23 protein-coding genes are annotated in these 23,960 nt (G+C 64.3%); 3 read left to right on the top strand and 20 right to left on the bottom strand.

Going from position 1 to position 23,960, the window contains the following annotated elements; genetic code table 11:
* Positions 1-147 precede the first annotated feature (147 nt).
* The 7 genes from ACZ6O0_RS07660 to ACZ6O0_RS07690 form a co-directional block, all read right to left on the bottom strand.
* On the bottom strand, positions 148-1,566 hold the full coding sequence (locus ACZ6O0_RS07660; protein WP_465764003.1) for an ATP-binding protein: 1,419 nt from the start codon (positions 1,564-1,566) through the stop codon (positions 148-150).
* Positions 1,566-3,002 (bottom strand): SCO6880 family protein, encoded by a 1,437-nt coding sequence (locus tag ACZ6O0_RS07665; RefSeq protein ID WP_465764004.1) that lies wholly within the window; start codon positions 3,000-3,002, stop codon positions 1,566-1,568. Before ACZ6O0_RS07665 ends, ACZ6O0_RS07660 begins: the two co-directional genes overlap by 1 nt.
* Complete coding sequence (locus ACZ6O0_RS07670) at positions 3,002-4,078, bottom strand: TrbL/VirB6 family protein (RefSeq protein ID WP_465764005.1); 1,077 nt, start codon at positions 4,076-4,078, stop codon at positions 3,002-3,004. Before ACZ6O0_RS07670 ends, ACZ6O0_RS07665 begins: the two co-directional genes overlap by 1 nt.
* Positions 4,079-4,225: 147 nt before the next feature.
* On the bottom strand, positions 4,226-4,534 hold the full coding sequence (locus ACZ6O0_RS07675; RefSeq protein ID WP_465764006.1) for a DUF6112 family protein: 309 nt from the start codon (positions 4,532-4,534) through the stop codon (positions 4,226-4,228).
* Positions 4,535-4,552: 18 nt separating this feature from the next.
* On the bottom strand, positions 4,553-5,110 hold the full coding sequence (locus ACZ6O0_RS07680) for a CHAP domain-containing protein (RefSeq protein WP_465764007.1): 558 nt from the start codon (positions 5,108-5,110) through the stop codon (positions 4,553-4,555).
* Positions 5,107-5,721: a hypothetical protein gene (locus tag ACZ6O0_RS07685; RefSeq protein ID WP_465764008.1), complete on the bottom strand. Its 615-nt coding sequence runs from the start codon at positions 5,719-5,721 to the stop codon at positions 5,107-5,109. The genes ACZ6O0_RS07680 and ACZ6O0_RS07685 overlap by 4 nt, the downstream gene beginning before the upstream one ends.
* A gap of 204 nt (positions 5,722-5,925) precedes the next feature.
* Entirely contained in the window at positions 5,926-6,651 is a 726-nt protein-coding gene (locus tag ACZ6O0_RS07690) for a hypothetical protein (protein WP_465764009.1), read from the bottom strand.
* Between the two features lie 280 nt (positions 6,652-6,931).
* Here ACZ6O0_RS07690 and ACZ6O0_RS07695 point away from each other — a divergent pair, with 280 nt between their 5' ends.
* Complete coding sequence (locus tag ACZ6O0_RS07695; RefSeq protein WP_465764010.1) at positions 6,932-7,498, top strand: hypothetical protein; 567 nt, start codon at positions 6,932-6,934, stop codon at positions 7,496-7,498.
* 151 nt (positions 7,499-7,649) lie between these two features.
* Here ACZ6O0_RS07695 and ACZ6O0_RS07700 read toward each other — a convergent pair whose 3' ends face one another.
* From ACZ6O0_RS07700 to ACZ6O0_RS07740, 9 genes are all read right to left on the bottom strand, one after another.
* Positions 7,650-8,723 (bottom strand): toprim domain-containing protein, encoded by a 1,074-nt coding sequence (locus ACZ6O0_RS07700; protein WP_465764011.1) that lies wholly within the window; start codon positions 8,721-8,723, stop codon positions 7,650-7,652.
* A 9-nt stretch (positions 8,724-8,732) separates the two neighbouring features.
* Positions 8,733-9,674, bottom strand: a complete 942-nt coding sequence (locus ACZ6O0_RS07705) for a hypothetical protein (RefSeq protein WP_465764012.1) — start codon at positions 9,672-9,674, stop codon at positions 8,733-8,735.
* Between the two features lie 71 nt (positions 9,675-9,745).
* Positions 9,746-10,069, bottom strand: coding sequence for a hypothetical protein (locus tag ACZ6O0_RS07710; protein WP_465764013.1), 324 nt, complete (start codon positions 10,067-10,069; stop codon positions 9,746-9,748).
* A 338-nt stretch (positions 10,070-10,407) separates the two neighbouring features.
* The gene (locus tag ACZ6O0_RS07715; protein ID WP_465764014.1) at positions 10,408-11,199 is read right to left on the bottom strand and encodes a glycerophosphodiester phosphodiesterase; all 792 of its coding nucleotides are present in this window, start codon (positions 11,197-11,199) and stop codon (positions 10,408-10,410) included.
* 60 nt (positions 11,200-11,259) lie between these two features.
* A complete protein-coding gene (locus ACZ6O0_RS07720) occupies positions 11,260-12,057 on the bottom strand; it encodes an inositol monophosphatase family protein (RefSeq protein WP_465764015.1) in 798 nt (265 codons plus the stop codon).
* 161 nt (positions 12,058-12,218) lie between these two features.
* The gene (locus ACZ6O0_RS07725) at positions 12,219-13,292 is read right to left on the bottom strand and encodes a LacI family DNA-binding transcriptional regulator (protein ID WP_465764016.1); all 1,074 of its coding nucleotides are present in this window, start codon (positions 13,290-13,292) and stop codon (positions 12,219-12,221) included.
* Positions 13,293-13,450: 158 nt separating this feature from the next.
* Complete coding sequence (locus ACZ6O0_RS07730; protein ID WP_465764017.1) at positions 13,451-14,272, bottom strand: carbohydrate ABC transporter permease; 822 nt, start codon at positions 14,270-14,272, stop codon at positions 13,451-13,453.
* Positions 14,272-15,234: a carbohydrate ABC transporter permease gene (locus ACZ6O0_RS07735; protein ID WP_465764018.1), complete on the bottom strand. Its 963-nt coding sequence runs from the start codon at positions 15,232-15,234 to the stop codon at positions 14,272-14,274. The genes ACZ6O0_RS07730 and ACZ6O0_RS07735 overlap by 1 nt, the downstream gene beginning before the upstream one ends.
* Complete coding sequence (locus ACZ6O0_RS07740; RefSeq protein ID WP_465764019.1) at positions 15,231-16,397, bottom strand: ABC transporter substrate-binding protein; 1,167 nt, start codon at positions 16,395-16,397, stop codon at positions 15,231-15,233. The genes ACZ6O0_RS07735 and ACZ6O0_RS07740 overlap by 4 nt, the downstream gene beginning before the upstream one ends.
* Positions 16,398-16,757: 360 nt before the next feature.
* Here ACZ6O0_RS07740 and ACZ6O0_RS07745 point away from each other — a divergent pair, with 360 nt between their 5' ends.
* Together ACZ6O0_RS07745 and ACZ6O0_RS07750 are read left to right on the top strand one after the other, a co-directional pair.
* A complete protein-coding gene (locus tag ACZ6O0_RS07745; protein ID WP_465764020.1) occupies positions 16,758-17,465 on the top strand; it encodes an MgtC/SapB family protein in 708 nt (235 codons plus the stop codon).
* 29 nt (positions 17,466-17,494) lie between these two features.
* A complete protein-coding gene (locus ACZ6O0_RS07750) occupies positions 17,495-17,674 on the top strand; it encodes a hypothetical protein (protein ID WP_465764021.1) in 180 nt (59 codons plus the stop codon).
* 534 nt (positions 17,675-18,208) lie between these two features.
* On the opposite strand, the gene ACZ6O0_RS07755 is transcribed toward ACZ6O0_RS07750, so the two are convergent.
* The 4 genes from ACZ6O0_RS07755 to ACZ6O0_RS07770 form a co-directional block, all read right to left on the bottom strand.
* A complete protein-coding gene (locus ACZ6O0_RS07755; RefSeq protein ID WP_465764022.1) occupies positions 18,209-19,558 on the bottom strand; it encodes an MmgE/PrpD family protein in 1,350 nt (449 codons plus the stop codon).
* A gap of 397 nt (positions 19,559-19,955) precedes the next feature.
* Positions 19,956-21,356, bottom strand: coding sequence for an MmgE/PrpD family protein (locus ACZ6O0_RS07760; protein WP_465764023.1), 1,401 nt, complete (start codon positions 21,354-21,356; stop codon positions 19,956-19,958).
* A complete protein-coding gene (locus ACZ6O0_RS07765; protein WP_465764024.1) occupies positions 21,353-22,537 on the bottom strand; it encodes a C45 family autoproteolytic acyltransferase/hydolase in 1,185 nt (394 codons plus the stop codon). Before ACZ6O0_RS07765 ends, ACZ6O0_RS07760 begins: the two co-directional genes overlap by 4 nt.
* Positions 22,537-23,826, bottom strand: a complete 1,290-nt coding sequence (locus tag ACZ6O0_RS07770) for a M24 family metallopeptidase (RefSeq protein ID WP_465764025.1) — start codon at positions 23,824-23,826, stop codon at positions 22,537-22,539. The genes ACZ6O0_RS07765 and ACZ6O0_RS07770 overlap by 1 nt, the downstream gene beginning before the upstream one ends.
* Positions 23,827-23,960 lie beyond the last annotated feature (134 nt).

The following is a 23,960-nucleotide window of genomic DNA, read 5'->3' on the forward strand; positions in this document are numbered from 1 at the left end:
GTGCGTCTATCCATGGGGATCTGACCCATCGTCCTGTCGTCAACAGGCTCGCCAGACCACCGGCCAGATAGAGCACGCCGGCGCACGCGAAGAGCACTCCCCCGGCGATGAAGATCATGTCGGTCAAGTCGCGAGGCGGTCGTTGATTCATCGAATCAACATCCTGGCGTCGGTGTCGAAGAGCTCGACCTCACGGGCATGCCGGACCAGCTGTACGACGAACGATCGGTTGGGCAGCCGCCAAAGCGCTCGGCCCTTAGGCAGTTTGGCGATCGTGGCGATCTCTACGTCGGTGAGGCCGAGCAGGCTCGCCGTTCGCTCGAGTTGGTCGGGCTCTTGACGAAGCATGATGCGGGTCGAGCAATCGGCGAGGAGTCCTTCGGCGAGAGCTCGGGCCTCGGATCCAAGGTCGCCGATAGCGGCGAGGTCGGACAGACGGTGGACGATCAGGACGTTGGATACTCCCCAGGCGCGCGAGAGCTTCCACTGTTCCTGCATGCGTCGCAGCAGGGCCGGGTCGCGCATGACGCGCCACCCCTCGTCGTACACGATGTAGCGATTGCCGCCCGCCGGATCCGCGACTGCCGCCTCGAGCCAGGAGGATGCGCACGCCAACGTGAGGCGTAGTGCCTGGTCGTTGCCACCGCTGCCCAGCCATGACGAGTCCAGCGTGACCATCGGCAATGTCGGGTCGAACTCGGTCGTCGAAGGCCCATCGAACATTCCGGATAGGTCACCGTGCACCAGCCGCCGGATCGCGTGGGCGACCTCGCGCGCGTCAGTGGTCAGATTCGTGGTCGTTAATCCGGCCCGCTCGGCTCGCTCGGAGTCGGGCGTGAAAAGAGCGACCACGACGTCCGGGATGGTCGGCGACGCGACCTGGCTTGAGACTGTCTCCAGCGCCAGGTCGAGAGCGGTGTGCTCGATCGCTGCCAGGGGTCGTCCGAGTGTGGATTCAGCCAATGTCCCCAGCAAGGCCCGGCGACGCGACCACACGATCCGTTCCCATTCCGCGGTGTCGACCATGGTCGGTCGGCGTCCTGCGTCGAGGGGGTTGAGGCGCGTCGGGAGACCCGGCCCGAGCTTGATGACCGCGCCACCCATCGCGGTAGCGACCGGCGTCCACTCGCCCTTGGGGTCGCACGGCACGTACGCCTTGTGGCCTAGGGCAAGGGATCGGGTGATCAGTGCCTTTGCGGTGGATGACTTGCCGCTTCCGATCACGCCGGCCAGGAGGATGTTCGGGTTGGTGATGACTCTGCGTTGATAGAGCACCCAGGGGTCGTAGGCGAACGATCCGCCGCTGAACACGTCGGAGCCGATGTAGGTGCCATCGGCACCTAGTCCCCCCTCGGCGAGGAACGGATACGCGACGCGCAGCGCTCTGGTGGTAGCTCGATGCGTGTCGACCAGTAGCCGAGGACTGTTTCCACCGCTCGAGGCAACTTGATCCAGCGGATCGGCCTGCGGTGTTCGCTGTGCGGCGTACGGCGCTCTGCGGTTGGCGCGACGGGTCGCGCGGTCGGTGCCATCTCGTTCGTAGACCGCGGAGCGCTGTCTTGCCATCAGAGTCCAATCCCGAACGGCAGCGCCCCGGCGATGAAGCCTTCGACCTGCTGGCCGACCAATCGGCGGAGGTCCAGGAGAGCTTGGGTGGCGGCGATCTCGACCTCCATGCAGGCGTCGTCGAGGGCTTCCTCGTTGTCGGCCGAGACGACGACGAGACCGAGCCAGCGCACGTCGCCGTGGCCAGCTGCCAGGTCTCGCTCGCGCTGGGCGACGTCAGCGTCGAGCTGGCGATCCTCTTCGGTCTCCAGCTGTCCGATCTTGGTGCGAGTCGCACGATCGGTCACCCGCTCGACCTGGTGGCGGCGCGCATCTCGCATCGCCTTCGCCATGGGAATCGGCTGCATCACCAGAGTGAACGTACGGCGGATGCTCGGCTTCAACAGGAGCGGACTGAGGAACGAAGGCGTAGTTCGGACTCGGGGCCATTCCGTGATGACGTAGACGCGGTGGAACGACGAGTCGGTGCGCAGGTGATCCCAGGCGGCATCGACTCCAAGTGGGCCGGCTTCGGAGGCGTCCAGTGTGTCGGGAGACGGGATGGTCCGGGTCGCGGCCGGGTCGAACGCCACGCGGAGACTCGTCGCGAGCTCTCCGGCACTGAGCCAGCATCCAGCGACGCCTGCCGCCGCGAGCGAGGTCTGGAACGCTCGTGCCTCCGACTCAAGCACCGCTGTCGCCCCGACCATGCCGCCGCCGTGCTTGCGAACCTCACGCGACACCGCGTCTAGGTTCACGGCGAAGCTGAACAACGTCTCGTGCTTCGCAGCGGCCGGCGCCGCGCGTTTCAGCAGGTCCGTGTAGATCGCACCAGCCGGCGTACTCGGATCAACCTGACGCTTCTTCGCCCACTCCCCCAGCTCGTCGCCAGGGTCGGGCAGTGTCCGTTCGAGGATCTGCGCCCGAGCGATGCGGTTGCCCTGGCACAGTCCAGCGATCATGCGCCCGTACGCCGACACTCGACGGTCCTGCTCATCAGTGTTCTGCAACAAGTGCGCAGGCCCCTCGATCTTGGCCACGGCGATGAGCCGTCGGCGCCGCGGATCGTGGATGATGCCGACTCCCGACGCAGACGTCAGTATCCGCAACGCCCCTCCCTCCCCGGGCAGCAGGAGCTGTCCATGCCGACGCGGCTCGCTGAGCCGAGCGCGGAATGATCGCTGTCCGCGCAACGACCGCAGCACATGAACACCTCGCAGAACCAGCCAGCGGTAGAGCGGGAGGTCCTCGGCTCGGGCGAAGGCCACAGCCGCGCATAGCCCCGCCAGCAGCAGACCGCAGAATTTGGATGTTGCCGGCAGGCGGCTGACGAGGGAGAGCGGCACGATGACCACTGCGATCGTGAGCAGGGCGACCTGAACCGGCCGGAGGCCGAGCAGTACGGCGTTCCGCTCAGGCCGCGGGAATCGAGTTGAGAGCGTGCTAGGAGTAGTCATCAGCGCTCACCGCCCTGGTCGCTGTTGCTTGCGCCGTCGGCCTGCTCGCCTGGTCCGCCAGACCCGTCGACCGACACCTGACTCGTGGCCACGGCGATCGCTGTCGACCCTTCGCCACCGCCTGCCACCGAGCCGACAGCGCCGCCACCTGAACTCATCGGCTCGTCGCCATCCGGAGAAGTACCGCTATCGCTTGGGTCGCCGGCCGTCTGCTCAGGGACTGCCCCGTTCTCGCCAACCACTGTCCCCGACTCGCCGCCACCGGATCCCCCGAAATGATGTGCACCCCATTGCTGCGCCTGCTCGAATCGCTCCTTCAGAGCCGAGGTTCCCGCAGTGCCTTGCTGCAGGGCATGGGTCATCGCATGCCCCTGATCGCCGGCCCAGTGGATGAACGAATACGTCGCGAGAGGCGCGAAGGAGGCCATCGCGAAGAGCAGGATCCCCGTCATGAAGGTCCCGATACTGGTCTCGCCGTGCTGGTCGGTGTTCCCGGTGGCCGCCAGCCCGAGCGTGAAGACGACCGCCATGGCAATCTTCGAGAACACCAGGGCGCCGACGACCTCGATCCAGCGACGGAGCCAATGCCGGGTGGCGGACCAGGTCCAACTGGCTAGCGCGATCGGTGCGAAGACGACGAATGCGATGATCGCGACCTCACGGATCAGCATCACGAAGTACAACGACATGGTCGCCAGCAGGCCCAGCATCACAGCCAGCACCAGGAACCCGCCGATGGTCACACCAGTCAGCAATCCGGTGATATCCAGCATCCGCTTGAGGCCGGCGGTGGTGGCATCCGTCCTACCGAGGATCCCTGCAGAAATCCCATCGACGGCCTCACCGCAGCTAGCCACGACAGCCACCGCCAACGGGACACCAACTGTGCCGAGCAGCGCACCGAGCACTGCATGTCCGAGCCGACCCGGCTCCCGACGAATCGCGGCGGATACACATTGGAAGATGAACCCGGCGGCCAGCAATGGCAGCGAGATCGCGACCATGAGATCGAGGTTCTCGCGCCACCACTGATGGTCGAAGCGGGGCGACGTGCTGAGGCTGAATGCCTGGAACACGTACGACGTGATGTCGCCGAGACCGCGGGCCATCCAGCGGAGGAACGAGTCCCACGCCGACTCTGTGATTGCGTCAGCACCCTGCTGGACCAGGCAGGCTTTGGGGTTGTACAAACAGTCTTTCCAGGACACTGATCCACTCCCCGATCAGTTGATGTGGATGCCGCTGAAGAAACGGATCAGGCCGTTGGCCGAGCCGATCAGGATCGCGGCGCCGGCCGCCACCAAGCATCCCGTCTTGCCCTTGCCCGCGTAGTGAGCGTTGTTGTTGAAGCTGCCCATCGCCCAGGCCGCGGCGGAGATGACGAACGCCGCGACGCAGATCACGAGGCTGAACGTCAGCAGCGCGCCGACCATTTGTCGGAGCGCAGGGAGGCCGGGCAGGCCGTTGGTGTTCGGGCTGATCCCTGGGTCCTGGAGGATGACTTGCTGAGCGAGTCGTTCATGGATGAACAAGTGAATGTCCTTCGTTGGTCATGTGGCGGAGTAGATGGGCGGCGTCCAGCCGAGATACGTCGCGTTCCACTTGGACTCGATGAGTTCGAAGGCGACGAGGTAGACGCCGCCCTCGCCGGGGACGCGGTCGCCAATGTCGTTGGAGACAATGCGGCCGTTGCCCACGTACACGGCGACGTGGCCGTAGGGACCTCCGGTCTCCCAGAAGACGAGCGCGCCGACCGGCGGACGTCGATCCCGGACGTGTGCGTTGCCGCTCGCAACCATCTGCCGCCATTGCTCGGCCGCGGAGATGTATCCGGCGCGCGGACGGCCCCAGACGTTGGCGGCCAGCCGAGCGCACAGCTGGTAGTAGCCATGCCCTCCGACTAGGCGCAGCCCCCTCGCCACCGCCTGCCCAGAGTCAGGGATCGTGCCATTGCTGTCGCCGACAGGTGGTGGCTGGCAACCCCCAGGCACCGCCTCTGTGGGCGTGGCTACGCAGGAGTCGGGGCCGTGCGCAGCGATGGCGAGCGGCGCGATCAGGCCGAGGCCGCTGGCCAGCAGGCAGCCGGCCAGCGTCAGCTTGACGATCACGGCCGGACTTGGCTGGTCGCGGACCAGAACTTGCAGATCGGTGCGCACACGACGGCAACCACAGCCTGCCTCTCGACGACCAAGGTCTGGGAGTCGAGGAGGGTCGTCTGTCGTCCTGTAATGACGAAGCCGTGCCATCCGTTCGGGGCATCGTCGCTCTCTTCGAGCTGCCTCAGTTCCGGTGTCGTTTCAGCTGCGAGTTCTTCTGTAACGGCGGCATTCGCCTTTCGCTCCGAGAGTTGCCTCCACTCCGACATCAGGGGCAGGAGACTCATGGCAACGGTCGGAGCTGCACCGGTCGGATCGGCGTACGCGCTGACGGCGTTCTGCCAGTCTTCCAGGCTGTGGCGGAGGGTGTCGTAGGTCCAGATCGCCCGGGCATAGGCGATCGCGAACTCGTGGGGGTCGGTTGTCGTCGGCCGCGCCCACGCATCCAACTGTGCCGGCGTTTGCTGAATCTCACCGGGGACGACGGTGCCTGCGGCGTCCGGCGTACCGGATGGTTGCGCTGGGGCGTCGTGCCAGCGGGTGATCAGCGTCAGGATCAACGCGGCGATGCCCAGCAGGATCACGATGGGGATCACGATCTTCGATCGGATCGACTGCTTCACGACAATTCCTCTCTTGGGTACTTCGGTACGGCGCAGCCACGCGAACACGGCACCTGCGATCGGCGGCGGGATGATCCACAGCGCCGTGAGGACACGCAGCCCGAACTTGAGCTGCGCGCGGTAGTACCGGATGAGCCAGTGGTGGCGGGGTACGTTCTGGTGCGTCATACCGGGCCTCAACGGTTGAGGTCCGGCGACTTTTCGTCAGGCGGCTCGGAGCCACTCCACCCCAGCCGCTCGGCGGTGGCCGAGGCGGCTTCGTCGGCCGAAAAACCGCAGGTCACGGCCCACAGCGGCCCGGATCCAGCGCCGTACGACGGGGTCCGCGAAGACCTCCTCGGGTCGCTGCCCAACCGCAAGTTGGGCAAGTGCTGAGGTGCGGCCGGCGCCGCCTCTCAACAGCCAGGCAAGCGCCTCGGCCTGCGCACCTGTGGCGCCGGTCCGCCGGAGCCGCAGGATCATGGCTGCGCGGTAGAACGGCGGCCCGTCCGCCGCCACCCGGATCAGGCGGCGACCGAGGGACGCCGGCATCCCCGCACGCTCCAACTCCGACGCGATCCGCTCGAGGTGCGGCCCCAGGGATAGGCGGTGGGCGGCTTCACGCTCCGGTAGCTGATGGGTCAATGGGTGGCGCTGGTGCCGGAGTATGTCGGAGCGCACGGCGTCCATCAGCCGCCACCGGACCAGGTTGGCCAGGTATCCCCACGACACCCCAGCAGGCGGAGGGTTGACCGCCAGTTCGCGGCACCTTTCCCAGGCGATCACCCGGGCAAGCTGCGCTGCCTCATCATGACCCAGCGCAGCCCTCAGTCGACTCGACAACGGTGCGACGATGCGAGCCTCGATCGCCTCGGCCAGCCGCCGAGACGACTCCCCCGCCCAGTCCGCGCGAGCCGCGTCAGCGATGAGTTCGTCCAGCTCAACATCCATCGAGTGACTCCGACCCGGGAAGGAGGAGCTTGCCGCTCCTCGTCGTACTGCGGTGCCACCAATCTGGCTGTCCTTGCCTTCGACAAGAACCTGGATTGCGGAATCAAGGAGTCCTCGAGACGTCCGGAGGATCGGCTCCCACCTGCTCGCCGTACGAGCGCCGCTCTCGTCACGCGCCGAGCAGGTGGCCGTCAGCTACATTCGGCGAAGCCGGATCGTGTCTCTTGGCAACGAGCACTCATGGCGTGGGAGTGGCGCTGTTGCGTGCCATCATCTTCCGATGGCCGATGCATCAGCGATCTATGCCCTCATCAGCGGACTGGGCGGTGCCTTGATAGGGGCCGGAGCCACGGTCTACGTGTCGACTCGACAGTCCCGGCGCGAGATCAGGGAACGTGATCAGGAACGCAACAGACTGCACGCGCGCGTGGAGATCGTCCGGCTAACATCACTGCGCTTTGCCGGGCGCGCATGGCTGGACGCTGTCCTCCGAGCGCATCAGAGCCTTCAAGCCGGAGCAACCGTCGACCTGCAGCAATTCGACGACGACGTCAAGGAAACTGGTGGAGCGGCGGCCCGAGAGGGCTACACCATCGTGCGTCCCGACCCCTCAGTCGACGATCTCGCAGCCAACATCTACGACCACCTCACCGGTGCGACATGGCTCCTGCGAAGCGAAATCCTGGCTGCTGCAGCTGGCAATACACCGACGAACCTCGACTCACTGGGCAAACACCTTCGACGTGTAACTCAACTCCGTGCCGACCTCAACGTAAAGATCCTCGAACGGATCGAGGAACTGGCACTCGACGCCGGCACCCCTGACCAGATCACCCCAAAGGCGTGAATGGAGCGAGTAAGGCGGTAAGCACCGTCCAGCGGCTGGATCACAGGGGGCGGTCCCACATCAGAAATCCCAGCGCGAACGATAACCTGGTCATGTTGGGCTGATCCTTCGGCACAGTCGCCGGCCGAGCCACGTCGAACTGACGACGGAATCAAGGAGTCCTGGAAGTGTCCGGCGGATCAGCTCCCGCCTCGACGTTGTCGAGGCGGGAGTGAGACCGTCTGATCGGCCGGCTTCCGTTGCGCAGGCCGACCGTCGCGAGCACCTCACGCGACACGATCTGTTCCTCCAAGTGCACGGTCCGCGAGACCTTCGCAATTTCACCTGCGACCCGGTCGGCGGGCAACCGTGCCATCAGCGGGGCCACGGCCCGAACTGCGTTGACCTGTCCACTGATGTGATCGAGTACGGTGCTCCACCGCGCCAGCTCAACCTCGATCGCAAGGTCGACCAGTGGACGTGGTGAACTGAGCGCCGCACGCAACCGTCTCGGGTCAGCTGCGAACAGCGAGGCTGGATCGTGCTCCTCCGGCAGCGCAACGACGAGGACCTCGTCGAAGACCTCAGACAGGACATCGAGACTTCGGATCGCGCCGTTGCGGCCTGCGAGGTTTCCGTCGAGCGAAACGATGACCGCGTCGATCCGTGAGTGCTTCTTGAGGATCAACGCTTGTGCTCGCGTGATCGCTGTACCGCAGCAGGCTGCGCCTGCCCACTCGTCTCCGAGCAGGCTGACGGCTGCCGCGTCCATCGTTCCTTCGACGAGGACCGGGACGGCGCCGGCTCGGAGCCGCTCTCGTTGACCGTCGAGACCCACGAGGGTCTTCGCCTTCGAGTAGATCCCTGTGTTCGGAGTATTCAGATATCTCAAGCGATTGCCGCGAGCGCGACCGATGAAGCCAACCGGGTGCAAGTCGATGTCATGAGCAACGAACATGAGGCGATCCCGAAACCGATCAAACAGGTATCCGTTGCTGGTCACCGAGGCCAATCCCGCGGCCACGACCACCTCGTCAGAGAACCCTGTGCGACGCAGGTGGTTGACGAGCCGGGACCAGGCGTCCGGGGCATAGCCCACCCACCAGCCCGCGTTCGGCGCGAGTACCGTACCCAGCCCGCGTTTCTTCAGATGGGCAGCGGCCCAACCATCGTGCCGCTCGTACAACTGGTGCTGATAGAACGCTGCGGCCGCACGGTGAGCCTCAAGCAGCGGTTTCTGACTCATCGCGGCGCATCACAGTCCAGGCCCAGGATCGGGCGGATCCGGATCGGCGTTATGCACGACTGCGAACCCTCTGCCGCTGGCTCTGTAGGTCATCAACGGACGCGAGTTGGACAACACGTCGTCCAGGTGCTGCGCGCCTGATGCCGATGAAGACAAGGCCGACGGACTTCCAGGCAACTCGACGGCACGTACTCGGTCGAAGAAGAAGGCCAGGTCGAGCAAGTATCCAGCAGACTGGTTGCGCTGACGCTGGTCGCCGCTGAGCGCGACAATCACTTTCTCACTTGCACTGAATCGGTGCAGGATCCGAGCCTGTGCTGTCGACAATCCAACGCCGCAGACCGGGATGCCAGCCCACCGACCCTTCGTCTGCCGGCTCGCATTCGACACTGCGATCGCGTCCATCGGTTCATCGACAATGACGGGAATCGCTCCCCCGCCGAGAAGCTCGAGCTGCTCCTCTACTCCGACCAAGACGTTCGATGGCCTGTGGATCGCTGTAACCGGGGTCAACGATCGAGTCTGCTCATCCTGACCGATACCGATGAAGCCGACCGGCGAAAGCCGCTGATCTCGAGCTACCAGCATCAACTGATCGCGATGTCGGTCAACCGCCTCCCCATTCTCCGTCCACTCCACCAACCCCGCCCTGACCAGCGTCGCGAACCCGAACCCTTGCGCCCGCAGATGGTCGACTAGGCTCGTCCAGGTACTCGGCGCGTACCCGACCTTCCACGCCGACTCGGTCGACAACACCCGTTCGGCACCCGACGCCTTCAGATACTCCAGCGGCCACTTGTTCGTTGTCCGAAGCAACTCCCGCCGGTAGAACTTCGCGGCGGCGACATTTGCCTCCACCAGCCGTCTCCGCTCCTCCAACGAGGCCGCAAAACCAGAATCACTCACCGAGACCTCCAACACAGCCGAAACAATTCCGGCCTCGAAGATCACCCGGCCATCCCCTCGCCAGAACCCGGATCACGAGTTCCAGGACGCGAGTTCGGCCACAAACCTCCCATGTCTCAAGGCAATTCGAGCTGGTCCGCTTGTTCTTCGAGCAGCGTCTGGCCATCAGCCGCCTGCGACTTCAGGGCATGGCTCCGTGGCCGGCGAGCTGCTCGGCGCGCCAGACCGCCGTTTGGTGTGTCGTCCCAAAGCCCCGCCGATCGCGCCAACTGGGCACCCGCAGAGTCGATCGCCTCATCCAGCAGACGGATCAGCGTCGCGATTGACCAGGCAAGGCTTAGGCCGTCAGGAGGCCGCTCCGGACAGTCGAGCACGTCATCGCCACCTACAGCCGAGTCTGCGTCCATGGTGATCGACAATCGCCGTCCGGAAGACTGCACAGAACCAGGATCAGGAGATCCAGGACCAACTCGACGAGATCCCGTTGAGGAACGACCGGCGGTGGAAGGCTGGCACGCGAGCCCTCAGGGCGACCGCACAGCTCAATCCGCGGTTCGCACTGTAGCCTCCAGGCCCGTGCGAAGGGCCGACACGGTTACGATCGCCGAACCGATCTACCGCGCCGACCCCGCGCTTGCAATCTCAGATCTTCAACGACCTGTATCGAGGCCATCTGAGATCGCCCGCGCGCTCATGCCGTAGGCGCCTCCCGCGCCCCGTTTCCCAACTATTGCCGGGGTCGAGCTGAAAACGTTCGGTCGTCGTCGGACGCGCCGAGCTAGGGAGTTGCGCTTGCGTGACTGAGGCTGCGTTGTACGAACGAGGGAAAGCGTGTTGTGAACTCATCGGACGCTTTGAGGAGGTCGCGAGCGTAGCCGGGCGAGTTTGAGGCAGATGCGTCGACGTCGAGTTCGAGGATCGAGCGGACATCGGCGGGGCCCTCGATCAGGGACGCTTCTACGTGGAGCCCGTCTTGGTGGATCTCGTCGACGAGGTCGCGGGTTAGTACGTGGAAGGGCATCAGGACTGTCGATGCGCCGATCCTCTTGACCTCATCACGCCAGTCACTGTCCAGGTGTGGAACGTGCAATCCGACTCCTCGCGCCAGGCCGGGGCTTGCCGCGACGAAGTCAGCGAGTGAGAGTGAACTGAAGCTTGTCACGATGCATCGTGCTTGATCGCGCTCATCCCGCTGACTCAATAGGTCGGCGAGGGGTCGTGCCGCGGCCAGCGCTTTGATCTCGACCCTGAGAAGGGCGGTCGTCGATTCAAGTACCTCGTCCAGGGTCGGGATCCGCTGATCCTCGCCCAGGTCGACACTTCGGACCTGTTCAAGGGTCAAGTCCTCGATGACCGCCCGCAGATGGGGGGTTGAGGTCGCGGCAGTACGTTCGACAGTGCGGTCATGGATGACAACGAGGACACCATCTCGTGTGAGTTGAACGTCGAGTTCGATTTCGTCGACGCCGACGCTTTCTGCACTTGCAAATGAGAGCAGCGTGTTCTCTGGCGCAGCAGCCATGTTTCCGCGATGCCCGGCGAGGACGAAGGTCCGAGGTGTGGTCAACATATCTCTCCTTGATCAGGGGTCAGTTCAGATGGTTCTGGTTGCGTTCGGTGGGCTGGTCCTTCATTGGTGCTGCAGATGTGGGGTGATCGCGTTTGCGAGCAGCGGATGGGCGGCCAGGAGGAGAGGCGCTCGTGGTGAGTCCTTCCCGCCTTGAACTCGGGCGCCCGCCCGAGTGGCGATGAGTGCCGCAGCCGCGTAGTCCCAGATTGGGAGGTCCCACAAGAACAAGGCGTTGAGTCGCCCATCGGCGACTCCGCAGATTTCCAGAGAGGCCGCACCGTTGAGTCTGAAGTCGCGGATCTTGGGAGCGAGCCCAGACATGGCGGCGAGGACGCGGTCGCGCCTGGTGTGGTCATATGGGAAGCCAGTCGCGACCAGAGCGTTGTCGAGGGTGACTTGGTCATCAACCTGCAGTTCACGTCCGTTGAGGAGTGCAGGCTGATCTGCGGTCGCGGTGTACTCGGCGTTGAGTTCGGGTGCGAAGACGCAGCCCGCCAATGTGCGGCGGCGACCGTCCTGCTCGCGGACCGTCGCAGCGATCGACACCGCGTAGTACGGCGACCCGAACAGATAGTTCACGGTTCCGTCGATGGGGTCGACGACCCAGGTGATCCCCGATGTCCCATCGGTCGGATCGCCCTCCTCACCGAGGAACCCGTCGTCGGGGCGAGTCGTTGCGAGGCTCCTCCGGATCAGCGACTCGACCGCGGTGTCCGCCTGTGTGACGATGTCCAGCCGATTCGATTTCGTCGACTCGACGCTGATTCCATCGGCGCGCATCTCAGCGGCCAGCGCGCCGGCCCGTTTGGCGCTGCTTCGAGCGATGTTCAGGAGATGTTGGGTGTCGAAGTTCGTCAAGTCGGCTACCGTTTCACGTGGTTGATCTTGCAGGTCTGGTGACTTGTTGCAGGGATCGGCGATGCGGAGATGTGGCGCGGCCCGGGAGAATCGCGCGATTGATGCCGTCAGCCATGGAGAGGTGCTGGGCGGTCACGCTCCAGCACGCATCGCGAATGGGACTAGCGTGTGGGCGCCGGCCCCGTTGTGCGGCTTACAAGCAGCTCACCGGGAACGAACACGCCGCCGAGCTCAACTTCCTCGGCCTGAATCAGCTTGTGCACGAGATCCACTGCTGCGGCTGCCAAGCCAGCCGTCGGGACGCGGTATGTCGTCAGCCCGAGCGCCTCATGATCAAATGGCGGAAGCCCGTCGAACCCCGTGACCGATAGATCGCCAGGAACCGACAACCCGAGGTGCGCGGCCGCAGCCAGCACATCAAGCGCGATGAAATCGTTGTTGCACAACACTGCAGTCACCGACGCCTGGTGCAGTCCGGAGACCAGCTCAACCAGATTCATCCCAGGTTCAACAGTGACGATGCGGTTGCGGATGCCTCGGGCTTCGAGGTGGCTGCGCATCCTTTCGATCCGGACCCACTGCGTTGGAGATTGTTCAGGCGAGACGGCGGTCAGGGCCACGGATGTATGTCCGAGAGCGGCAACGTGCTCGATGAGTACTACCCCATCGTCGGGGTCCGGGGCAACGAACGGCACGTCGGGGTTGGATGCCTGGCCCATCTGACCGACGAGCACCAGGGGGACGCGTGTTGCGACACGCCGTATCGTCAGCGGGTCGACAACGGGTGAGGCAACAACGATCCCGGCAGCCCGAAGACCGGCGAGAACCATCAGCGACTGGTAGTTGGCGTCGTCCGGCTGATCGAACGAGGAGACGGATAACACCTCGTACCCGCGCAGGCCGGCCTCGCCGACGAACCCTTTGGCGAGGTGACCGTAGAACGGGTATTCCGCATTTCGCAGGAAGAGACCCAGCGTGGCCGGTGACGGCACCGACAGACTGCGGGCAATCTGGTTCGGAATGAAGTCGAGCTGCTGGACTGCCCGCTGCACCTTCTCCATGTTCGCCCGGCTGACCCCAGGCTGCCCCAGCAGTGCCCGGGATGCCGTCGACTTCGACACCCCAGCCGCCGAGGCGACGTCTCGGATCGTGCTCGCCTTTCGGGGGTCTCCCTGAGAAGCGCCGTCTGGGGAAACGCCGTCTGGGGAGTCGGCGCTGCTGGGCATGTGACTCATGTTATCTGCCCCCGACCTGTGCACGGAGATGCGCTCGCCCCAGAGGCAGAGCTGTTCGCGATCGCGCCGCACGCCTCATCATCGTCGGCTCCACCTCGGCGCAGGCATGGAGCGCTCAAGAGGTGCAGACGTCATGGCGAAGTCCCTTCTGTCATCGATCACTTCAGCCCGCTTCGGGCGACGCTGGCGATGAACCGCTTCTGGAGGATGAGGAAGATGGCGATCATCGGCAACGCGGCCAGCACGCCGGCGGACATCAAGACGTTGTAATCGGTGGTGTACGAGCCGCGGAGCAGGGCGATTCCTGGTCCGAGGGTCAGCTTGTCGATCGACCTGTTGACCACGATCGGCCACAGCAGCTCTTTCCACTCCGAGAGCACCGTCAGGATCGCGAGCGTGATGAGTCCGCCGCGGGCGATCGGCACGACGATCGTCGTCATGATCCGCAGATGCGATGCGCCGTCCATCCGCGCCGCCTCCACCAGCTCCCGGGGGATGCCCCGGAAGAACTGATACAGCAGGAACACCCCGAACACGTCGAAGATCGACGGCAGGAACAAGGCCAGGAGGGTGTCGGTGAGGCCGAACGCGGAGATGATCGCGAAGTTCGGGACGATGAAGATGTCGCCGGGAACCATGATCAAGGCGAGGACAGTGACCAGGATGACCCGGGCCCCCGGGACTTTGATGACGGCGAGCGCATACGCAGCGAGGGTGCAGATGAACAGCGTTCCGATCACCCGACCGATCGACGCGATCACAGTGTTCCCCAGGAGGGTTAGATACGGGATCCGGTCGAACACCCCCCGCGCCCCGTCGAGGGTCGCCGGGTCGGGGATCACCTTCGGTGGGACCAGGAGGGTCTGGCCCGGGGTCATCAAGGCCGTGGCAACCATCCAGGCGAAGGGCACCAGAACCAAGAGCCCGATCACGGCGATGACAGCGAAGGTCCACCAACGGACGCGATATTGCTGCAGCATCAGCCATCCTCCCCGTAGTGAACGAACCGACGTTGCAGCCGGAACATCACGATCGAGACGGCGAGGATCAGCACGAACAGCAGCAGGGAGACGGCCGAGGCGTATCCGCGGTCACCGATGTTCAGGAAGGCCAGTTGGTAGTAGTAGTACACGGCCGTGAGCCCGAAATTCACCGAGGCGGACTGCTCGGGCGGCAACAAGACGTAGGCCACGTCGAACAGCTTCAGTGTGCCGATCGTCGTGGTGAGGATGACGAAGAACAGTGACGGGCTGAGGAGCGGCAATGTGAGCGAGAAGAATCGGCGCGCAGGGCCGGCACCGTCGAGGGTGGCCGATTCGTAGATTTCGGACGGGATCTCCTGCATGCCGGCGTACAGGATGATCGTCGGGACGCTGAAGGACAGGAAGACGACGATCACCGTGATGACGACCGTGACGCCAGCCGGGGATCCGAACCAGCTGACCGATGAGCCGCCGACAGCTTGGATCACGGCGTTGATGAGGCCATACCGAGTCTGGAACAGCCACCCGAACAACAAGATGGCCGCCGTCGGGAGACACACCGCGGGCAGGAACACGATGACTCGGAAGGCTGACTGTCCACGGAACTTGTACTGCATCAGGGTCGCCGACAGCAGCGCCATCACGACCACACCAGGGACGACGATCGCGGTGAACTTGAACGTGTTGACCAACGCGATCCAGAGTTGGCTGTCGGAGAGCAACCGCTGGTAGTTGTCGAGCCCGGTGAACCTCGCTCGGCCGAAGGCGCCGGCCTTGTTGAACGACAGCCATACGTTGTAGCCGAAGCCGTAGAAGCGGAACACGAAAAGGCCGGCAAAGAGAGGAAGCAGGAACAGGAAGCCGATCCAGGCGTCTCGCCGGCCGGGTTTGCGCCGCACCGTTGGGCGGCGCAAACCCTCGTCGACGCCTGCGGGGCGCCGTAGCGTGAGGTTGGTCATTGTTTCAAAGACTTCGTGAGGATGGCGTCGGCCTTGCTCGCCGCCTCCGACGCGGACATCGATCCGGCGTAGTACGGTCCTGCGACCGTGCTCTCGATCTCTGGCATGACCGCACGGATCTTCGGGAACTCGGTGGTAGTGCGCAGGTAGTTCTGCTTGAGCGTCACATCGAAGGTTTCCTGCATTCCGGCGATCGTGCTGAACGCTTTGTAGTACGCCTGCTTGACATCAGGTGAGACGTTGGCCGGGAAGGACGCGCCACCTTCGGCCTGCAGCTTGGCACCCTCGTCGGAGGTGAGGTACTTGATGAGCTTCCACGCCGCGTCCTTCTGCTTGGAGTTGGCGTTCATGACGTAGGACAGCCCGTTGGTGTCGGTCGCTCGCGACCCGTTGATCGAGGGCTGCGGAACCATGTGGAACGTACCGGTCGGGACATTGGCCTGCGCGAGTAGGGACAGCTCCCAGGACGGAACCTTCGCCATCGCGATGCTGCCCGAGAGAAGGGACTGCGTCCCCTTGAAGTCCGCCGAGTCCTTGACCGGCGGGATCAGCTCCTTGTCCTGCAGGTCCTTGATCATCTCGAACGCCTCGATGCCCTGTGGTGAGGACACGGTGCCCTTACCATCCTTGACGACGGTGCCCTCGAGAGAGTGGATGAGGCTGCCCACTCCGCGGTTGAAGTCGTAGTTGTAGTACATCGGCACGTCCGCAGACGAGGTCTGCTTCGCCTTGATCTCCCCGGCGATTCGGAGCATGTCCTCCCACGTCCAGCCCGCCGTGGGGACGTCTGTCACTCCGAGCTTCTTGAACACTGCGCTGTTGTAGACGACCGACCAGACGTCCTGATCCTTGGGGATGCCGTACTGCTTGCCGTCAAACTTGTACAAGTTGACGAACTTGTCAGGGTAGGCGTCCATCGACACCTTGTCCTTCTCGATGTAGTGATCCAACGGCTCCAGGGCGCCGCCCTCGATATAGACCGGAGCCCGCGAACTCTGCCACATCACATCCGGGCCTTCGCCGGCGCCCAGCGAGGCATCAAGCTTGGTGTAGTACTGGTCCTCCGGGACCTGCTCCAGAGAGACCCTGACGTCCGGGTTCGCGGCCTGGAAACCGTCCACGGCCTTTTGCACACCCGCCTTCTGAGCCGGATCCCAGATCATCAAACTCACCGTGCTCGGGCCACCACCCGAAGAACCCGCAGAGCCCGACGAGCAACCGGCAAGGGTTGCAGCGACGGTCGCCATGACCGTGGCCAGGACAAGGGGCCCGCGGGGGCGTTTGAAACGGCGCATCTTCATGCCTTCCGACGAGATATGGTTCGAGAGCGATGAGCTGGGACCGGTCCCGGGATCGGTCCCAGTCGGGGACGCTACCACCACCTGAACCCGGCGAGAAGAGGGAGCTATGCGAAATTCATCCTTGCTTCACCCGACCCACACCGGCCGGATCCAACGGCAGCGCCGTCTCCGCACACCAGCCTCCGCTGGCGCTCCGACGCAGAACCCGCGGAGGGTTTGAGGATGGGCTGGGCCTGGACTGGAACAACGACAATCGAGCTTCAGTTGCTCGGACTCGCCTTCGTGCTGTGCGCGATCATCGGCCTTGAACGCCTGTACCACCAGAAGGCCGCGGGCCTGCGCACCCACACACTCGTCGGGATGGGCTCGGCAGTCTTCACCCTCGTCTCCGCCTACGGATTCGCAGGCGTCGTCGGTACGGACGTTGTCGTCGATCCATCGCGCATCGCCGCGCAGATCGTCTCAGGTATCGGCTTCCTCGGAGCCGGCGTGATCTTCATGCGCCGCGACATCGTCCGCGGGCTGACCACGGCCGCAACCGTCTGGGTATCCGCAGGCGTCGGCATGGCATGCGCCGCCGGCATGCCAGTCGTCGCCACAGCAGTCACCGCCCTACATCTCGTGACGATCTTCGTACTCGCGCCACTCGGGCGCACACTCCCGACCACGGACCGACGGAGAGCCCTCACCGTCCGATACCACGACGGCGAAGGCGTACTGCGCACCGTGCTCGCGACCGCCACCGACATGGGATTCCACACCGCGATCCTGTCAACATCGCTGCACGAAAAGCCCGACGGCGACCGCATCGTCGCGGTCAACTGCCGGTTCCGTGGCAAAGTACCGCTTCGCGACCTCATTACTGCACTGACGGCCGTACCCGGCGTCACCGCCATCCACCCCCAGCACGACAACTCCGACGACGACTAGCTGACCCGCGCACGGGCCGATGCCACGTCATGCACCTTTGCCGCTTCTGCACCGACGCGCCGGCCCCAAGCGTGCTGGTCCGCGCCCGGTTCGTCGGCGTGCACTATGCGGGCTCGGGGCTGCGCCGGCAAGGCCCGGCCCACGCCGGCGCCCAGATCCTGGCCAAGCCCGACCGCCCGCGCCGACGGTCACCAACAACGCTGCGCTGACAGACACCCAGGCATTGGTGCGGATACATGCAGTGTGGAGCCACGACTGCCGCTGCAAGCCTGGTCGCAGCATCAAGAGCGACGCCGTGAACACACGAAACGCTAGCTCCACCAGCAGAGCCGAGACATCACAGTGCAACTCCCCCATGCAGCCTTGCCCTCCAGATTCACACCACTCACCGGCTCCCCCGGCCGGATCTCGAGGCGAACTCGGTCGAGCTCGTGCCAAACCAGCACCACCCACGAGGCGCAACTGCAGTCCCTCCTGCCGCGTGATGTCGGGTCCGCGAAACCAGATCGTGTCCGGCGTTGGTCGAGATCGGCGGCAAGCTCCTCACGGCGGGCAGGTGCTGGTTGCCCAGGAACGCCGCGGGATCGGCTACATCCGCCTGGACGGCGCGCTCTTCCCGCATCTCGATGTCACCGGCAACAACTTCCCCGGGCCGAACGCCGCAGCACACAGCGTCGGACACACAACAACGACGCACAGCAACGACGCACAGCACCGCACATCGACAGACGCCGGAGCCGGTTTCATCGACATTGGCCAGGATTGCCCAGGTTCACTTCTGCGAGACAGGTCGTGAGGGCGGTCATGTTGCCTGCGCGGGCCTCGTTGACGGCACTCAGCAGCTGCTCTTGCTGAGCCTCGGTTGCAACCGTTTGCGTTGCTGCTTTGAACTTTGCCTCAAGGTCTGCCCAGGACAGCGGGTTCGTCGCCTCACCACGTGGTGTTACCACGCCGGACGTAAGTCGCTGCTCTCCACAGGTGATGGTGACGCGGGCCAGCGTCTCCGCTGGAAAACGTGCGTCGAACGCGGGACTGAGCGACAGCTTGACCTTACGCGCCAGCGCGGTCGCGCCGTCCAGCCTCAGAGCCTCGGGAGTCAGCGGCAGCAAAGCCCCCGAGCCTGCGATGGCGGTGAGGGCTAGGCAGTAGGGGATGCTGTATTGAACATCGATGAGATTTGTGGGACACACCTTGTTCGTGATGCGCAGTGCCCCGCTGGTGGTCTCCACCTCAATGGCGTCGATCTCGCCAGCAGCGAGGTCGTGCCGTTCGAGCAGTTGCAGCATGCCGTCGATAGGAGCGTGGATGTGTCGGCAGCAGGCATAGGGCTTGAAGTAGACATTGCAGATGTGTTGGGACGATCCCAGTACGAGTTCGTCCGGGAAACGGTACTGGCGGGGACTGTCGAGAATGTTGCGTGGCCCGGTGTGCCCTGCCTCCGCCAATTCAAGTGCGGCCAGTCCGGTGACGACCGACCACGGGATTCCTTCCTTGACGGCGCTGCCTTCGGGAGCGGGCATGCGTGGAGCTGGGGCGCTCGCGAACGACTGATTGGGTGCGCTCTCTCCGGCGATCGCTAGGGCGTGGGCCAAGACGTCGTATGACGTTTGGCGAAGTGCGGCGGCGGTGGCAACAACGGCGTACGAGGCCCAGGTTCCGGTGCTTCCGTAGGTTGTGCGTGCGGCACCAACCGTGACGCCCACCTCGTAGCCGATGACGATGGAGCCGATGATGTCCTCGAGCGTGGCGTTCGTCTCGGTGGCGACAGCGAAGGCGGTTGGGATTACAGCCGCTCCCGGATGCCCCCTAGCCAGGCGGTGGCCGTCATCGAGGTCGAGGGCTGCGGCCGCCGCGCTGTTGGCCCACGCGGCTCCGATGACGGAAGTCGATTCACCCGAGAGCCAGATGGGGGCGGAGCCAGCGGCCATGGCCTTACCGACCGCGCCGCGGATCGCAATCGGCCCGGCTTGACCGACGCCGGCAGCTGCCGCACCTAGCAGGTCAAAGATCACCCTGAAGGCCGCTTCCCGTACCGGCTCGGCGACGCGTTCGCCGCGCGCAGCGACGACATAGGAGGCGATACGACCGACCATGCCATGTTGAGGCTCGAGCGCATTTGCATGAGGCTGGTGGTCCGTGTGCGTAGGCATTCAGGCTGATCCCACCAAGCAGTCGTATAGTGCTGAGACCTGGTGTTCGGGTCTGGTCACAGTTCGTTGTGCAGAGGCATCTGCGTCCTCGTATTCGCGTTGTCCCGTCCGTACGTCGCGGCGCTCATTCCAGTGAGGCTCTCGGCGGCGTGGATCACCGTGATCGATGTTCTCCGACGGTGAACTTGTAGGTAAGGCCGATGACGCCTGCGCCGACGATCAGGGCGGTTGTTCTCGTACTCTCTCCTGTCCGCAGGTTTGCGGTCCGCTGTCGATCGGGTCAGCGTGTGGAGACATAAGCAGAGACTGCTGGTCGGGAGGTCAAGGCGGTGAGCGTGCATTACCCGTGCTCAGGACGTGGCGCTAACATTTCACCGATAGCTTTCGAACTCTGAATATCCTCCAAGTTCATGATTGACTTGCGAACTGCGTCAGCCGCCTCGTGGTGAATCGGGGTGCTCGCCATCGATGCACAGTCGTGGAACTTTGATACGAGTTCGTCATCGCTCATTGGGTCATCTGGGCTGCCGTGGAATGTGTTGACCTTCGCCTCGTACGTCTCTCCATCGAGAGTCTCGAAGGCAATGATGGCTTCTCGAGCGCCTTCTCGTTCCCGGATTCGTGGATCCGCGTAGGTTGTGATCAGATCCACTACCCTCGTCACCTCAGGGTCGGCTTCGTGATGCGGTCCCATGTCCTGAACCTTCAGACCTCGCCCATTCACTGTCACCAATGCCGCGACCCATGGCAGGCTGAACTGGCAATCGATGAGTGAGCTTGGGCGGCGCTTCTGCTCAGGTGGCTCGCCGAGATCCTTCTGACCTCCTGCCGATGTTCCGATCCGCATCGAGCGGAGAGTCTCGGGTCGGAGCTTGCCGGCCTCAACCGCTGCAAGTACGAGATCGATGGCCCCGTGGATGGCCCGGCAACAGGGATAGGGCTTGAACGCCAGTTGATCGATTTGCCACTCGGACCCGAGCCCGCGAACTGCGCGAGATGAGTCGTACTTGTCGCGGAAGTACAACGATGCGAGGCCGTATTTACCATTGAGGAAGCCTCGCGAGCCAGTCAGCCCGACCTGAGCAAGCTCAGCGGCCCGGATGCCGGCTCCCGCTGCGAGCCCTGGCTGGAGTCGCTTGGCGAGGCTTCCGTCTGCTGACGTCTGGCAGTTGCCGGCTGCCTCTGAGTACGCGATGCCCATCGCATTCCAGATGATCTCGTGATCACCGCCGAGCAATTTGGCGACGCCCGCGGCGGCGCCGATTGAGCCCAGCACGGAGGTGTACACCCAGCCGTATTCGAATGGGCTGCTCTGGACGCCGACGCCGAGGCGGCCGTGGACCTCGGTGCCGCAGACGATCGACTCGATCAATCGCTTCCCGTCGGCAATGCCTGCAGCTTCGGCCGCCGCTAGAACCGCGGGTATCACTGCCACAGCTGTATGCATCTCTGCCTCGTCGAGGGTTTCGTCGAAGTCGAGCGCATGCGCCATGTAGCCGTTCGCCACAGCGACGTCGGTAGACCGGCCCGTTCCACCGAAGCTGCCGACTGTCGCTTGGCTCTCGCGAGACGGACCGCCGGCCCATTTCGCGATCGCAGCAGCGCCCTCTTGCGAGGACCCCGCGAACATTGTTCCTACGGTGTCAAGCAGCACACGCTTCGTACTCGTGATCGTGGCCTCGGGAAGATCGCGATAGCGAAGGCCGGCGACTGTCGAACAGAGCGCTTCTTCAACATTCACTTCTGATTCTCCTGGAGGTCTGTTCGAGAGGTTGCTGGTGCGTTCGCTTCCGGTCGGCGCGGCACTGCTGAGGATGTAGATGTCGAAGGTGTCTGGCTGCTTCGTCCAGGCCGTGTTGAGCGTTGCCTCGGTGGACTGGGGAGGGGGGCGGTGACGCCGAAATCGACGATTTCGCAGGTGTGGGGTTTGCACGCGGGGCCGAGATCGAACTGTGCCTGGCGGTTCGTGCAGTCAAAGACGACCGAGGCAACGGTGCAGGTCTCCTCGGTGGGAGCGGGGTGCCGACAGATCGACAGTGGCAGCCCTTCGTGGTCGCGCAGAATCTGGCGCACGCGGCTCAGTTGGTCGTTGTCCTTGTGGGGTCGCTCCAGCAGTTCAGCTGCGCGGTGTGCGCGGTGTGCCGAGGACGGAAACACGGACTCCTGCAATTTCCGGTCTTCAACCGCCCGGACTCTCGGGGCCACCGCATGGTTGGCGTGCGCTACATCGGCCGCATCCGTCCTGACGGCAGGCGCCTCGTAGGGGACAACTTCCATGGCCGCGAGCACTCCAGCCGAGTCTGCGAGCACGTAGCTGCGCAAGGCGGGATGCTGGATGGCCAGTGCTGCCGACAGCGCCGAGGAGCTGTCGGTCTGCTTGAGGAGAATGCGCCGGATCACTTGACTGGGCGCCGTGAGTGCGATCGGGCCCCCGAGGAGGTCGTTGTTGACGAGTCCGAGCCCGTACTCGTTCATACCGAGCCAGCCCAGGCTGCCGGGTGAGGCAAGCACGGCGACTTCCGGGACGTTGGGGTCGCGGTGCCGATGGACCGTCAGTCCCCTCGCGCGCTGTGGGTTCGCATCCCAGTTCTGGGCGATGACAGTCCCACCACTCGTTGTCGCCCCAACGACAGTGCATCCTCCCTGCTCCACCGAATCCGAGAGCTTGATTGCCTCGAAGCTGTTCAGCAGCACGACCTCCGCGAGCGTCGCGCCGGAACCAGCGGCGATACCTGCAATCTCACGGGCGAGGTCTGTGTCAAGCTCTTCGGTCGCGTCCAGCCAGGGCTGGGCGAGGCGGGTCCGCTGGATTGCGGACAGATCGGAGGGCAGCAAGCGGCCCACGCGATCGGCAATGGCGCGTGCGAGTTCCCTGCCGTGCTGTTCGCCACGTTGGTGTGCGGTTCCGGTGAACGTGTACATCAGGACTCGATCAGCTCGCGCGGTGTCTGGGTGAGCCGCTCCCAGCCGTCGTCGGTGATGAGCACCGTCTCGCTGAATGACAGTTCCGGACTCGTCCCAGCCAGCATATGGAACGTCATTCCAGCCTGGAGTTCCATCGTTGCGCTCTCGCGGAAGTCGAGGGTGTGGGCTTCGCCTGCGTTCGGTGGGAAGCCGATGCCCATGGAGTAGCCAAGCCGCCGATTAGTGCCGGGATAGGCAGCGATGCTGAGCTGAAACTCGTTGGGGTCGCCATCGTGCAACGCGATCCGGACGGCGTTGAAATCCCGCACCCGGAGAGCGTTGATGCAGTCGCGGCCGCGTTTGGTGACCTCGCTGACAGAAGCCCCGGGCTTGAGCTCGGCCAGCATCTGATCCTGAACATCGAGAATGATCGCGGCGGACTGGCGCACAGCCCTTGACGCTCGACCGATGTGCACGGTGCGGATGAGGGCGGCGTGGTAGCGGCGCTTCACGCCGAGGAACTCCATATGAAGCAACTCACCTGGCTCAAGAATCTTGTCGCTGGCAGTGGCGTGCTGGAGCATGCAGCGTTCCCCGGACTTCACGAAGTGGGGCAGCGCAGGGTACTCACCACCCGCCATGAAGTGCTCCTGATATGCCGCGGCGGCCACGTCGAGCTCGCTGCGGCCGGCCGCAGCGGCCGCCACGGCCGCGGCCATCGTCTTGTCCGCGATCGCAGCCGCAGCCCGGACGTACGCCTGCTCGGCCGGACTCTTGACCAGCCGCCTCAGCTCGACGATCCGTCCGGCATCGACCACCTTGTGCCGTGGCATCTTGGATGTCAGCGCCGTACTCACCTGCGCGGTGACGAACCACGAGTGGAACTCGAGTCCGACGCGAGCCGAGCCGGGAGCACCGAGCGAGTCCACGAGCTGGGCAGTAGCCTCAAAGTAGTCGACATCCGCAGTCCACAAGGATGCGTTGGCCAACCAGGTGTACTCGTCGACGTTGAACCGCTCGGTGTTACGGATAAGCAAGCCGGGCTGTCCGGAGGCAGGCACCGCCAAAACCTGATACTCGAAGTATCCCGACGTTTCGAAGCCGGTCAGATAATTGATGTTCTCGGGAGTATGAACCAGCAGAACATCCAGACCTGCGTCGACCAGATCGCCTTGGACCTGACCGACCCGCGCAGCATATTCATCACGACCGAACGCCTGACTTCTAGCCTGCGGCACGATGCCATGAACGTTCGAGCTGCCACCGATCAGCGTGGCACTAGCAGACTCCCCGGCGGAGCGTGTCATGAGTGGTCCTTCCGTGATAGCAGTTCAGGATCGTTGTCAGGCCGGTGCGCGTTGGCTAAGACAGATCTCCGCGCGGAGTTGAGAGCACCACCTGGCGGACATGCGGTTGTGGGGCGAGTACGACTACGGACGGA

It is taken from the genome of Kribbella sp. NPDC048837 (assembly GCF_055586945.1).

Coding starts and splice junctions, on each gene's coding strand:
- ACZ6O0_RS07660 (WP_465764003.1), bottom strand. CDS start 1,566: ATGGCAAGACAGCGCTCCGCGGTCTACGAACGAGATGGCACCGACCGC.
- ACZ6O0_RS07665 (WP_465764004.1), bottom strand. CDS start 3,002: ATGACTACTCCTAGCACGCTCTCAACTCGATTCCCGCGGCCTGAGCGG.
- ACZ6O0_RS07690 (WP_465764009.1), bottom strand. CDS start 6,651: ATGGATGTTGAGCTGGACGAACTCATCGCTGACGCGGCTCGCGCGGAC.
- ACZ6O0_RS07695 (WP_465764010.1), top strand. CDS start 6,932: ATGGCCGATGCATCAGCGATCTATGCCCTCATCAGCGGACTGGGCGGT.
- ACZ6O0_RS07700 (WP_465764011.1), bottom strand. CDS start 8,723: ATGAGTCAGAAACCGCTGCTTGAGGCTCACCGTGCGGCCGCAGCGTTC.
- ACZ6O0_RS07715 (WP_465764014.1), bottom strand. CDS start 11,199: ATGTTGACCACACCTCGGACCTTCGTCCTCGCCGGGCATCGCGGAAAC.
- ACZ6O0_RS07725 (WP_465764016.1), bottom strand. CDS start 13,292: ATGAGTCACATGCCCAGCAGCGCCGACTCCCCAGACGGCGTTTCCCCA.
- ACZ6O0_RS07730 (WP_465764017.1), bottom strand. CDS start 14,272: ATGCTGCAGCAATATCGCGTCCGTTGGTGGACCTTCGCTGTCATCGCC.
- ACZ6O0_RS07735 (WP_465764018.1), bottom strand. CDS start 15,234: ATGACCAACCTCACGCTACGGCGCCCCGCAGGCGTCGACGAGGGTTTG.
- ACZ6O0_RS07740 (WP_465764019.1), bottom strand. CDS start 16,397: ATGATCTGGGATCCGGCTCAGAAGGCGGGTGTGCAAAAGGCCGTGGAC.
- ACZ6O0_RS07745 (WP_465764020.1), top strand. CDS start 16,758: ATGGGCTGGGCCTGGACTGGAACAACGACAATCGAGCTTCAGTTGCTC.
- ACZ6O0_RS07750 (WP_465764021.1), top strand. CDS start 17,495: ATGCACCTTTGCCGCTTCTGCACCGACGCGCCGGCCCCAAGCGTGCTG.
- ACZ6O0_RS07755 (WP_465764022.1), bottom strand. CDS start 19,558: ATGGTCGGTCGTATCGCCTCCTATGTCGTCGCTGCGCGCGGCGAACGC.
- ACZ6O0_RS07765 (WP_465764024.1), bottom strand. CDS start 22,537: ATGTACACGTTCACCGGAACCGCACACCAACGTGGCGAACAGCACGGC.
- ACZ6O0_RS07770 (WP_465764025.1), bottom strand. CDS start 23,826: ATGACACGCTCCGCCGGGGAGTCTGCTAGTGCCACGCTGATCGGTGGC.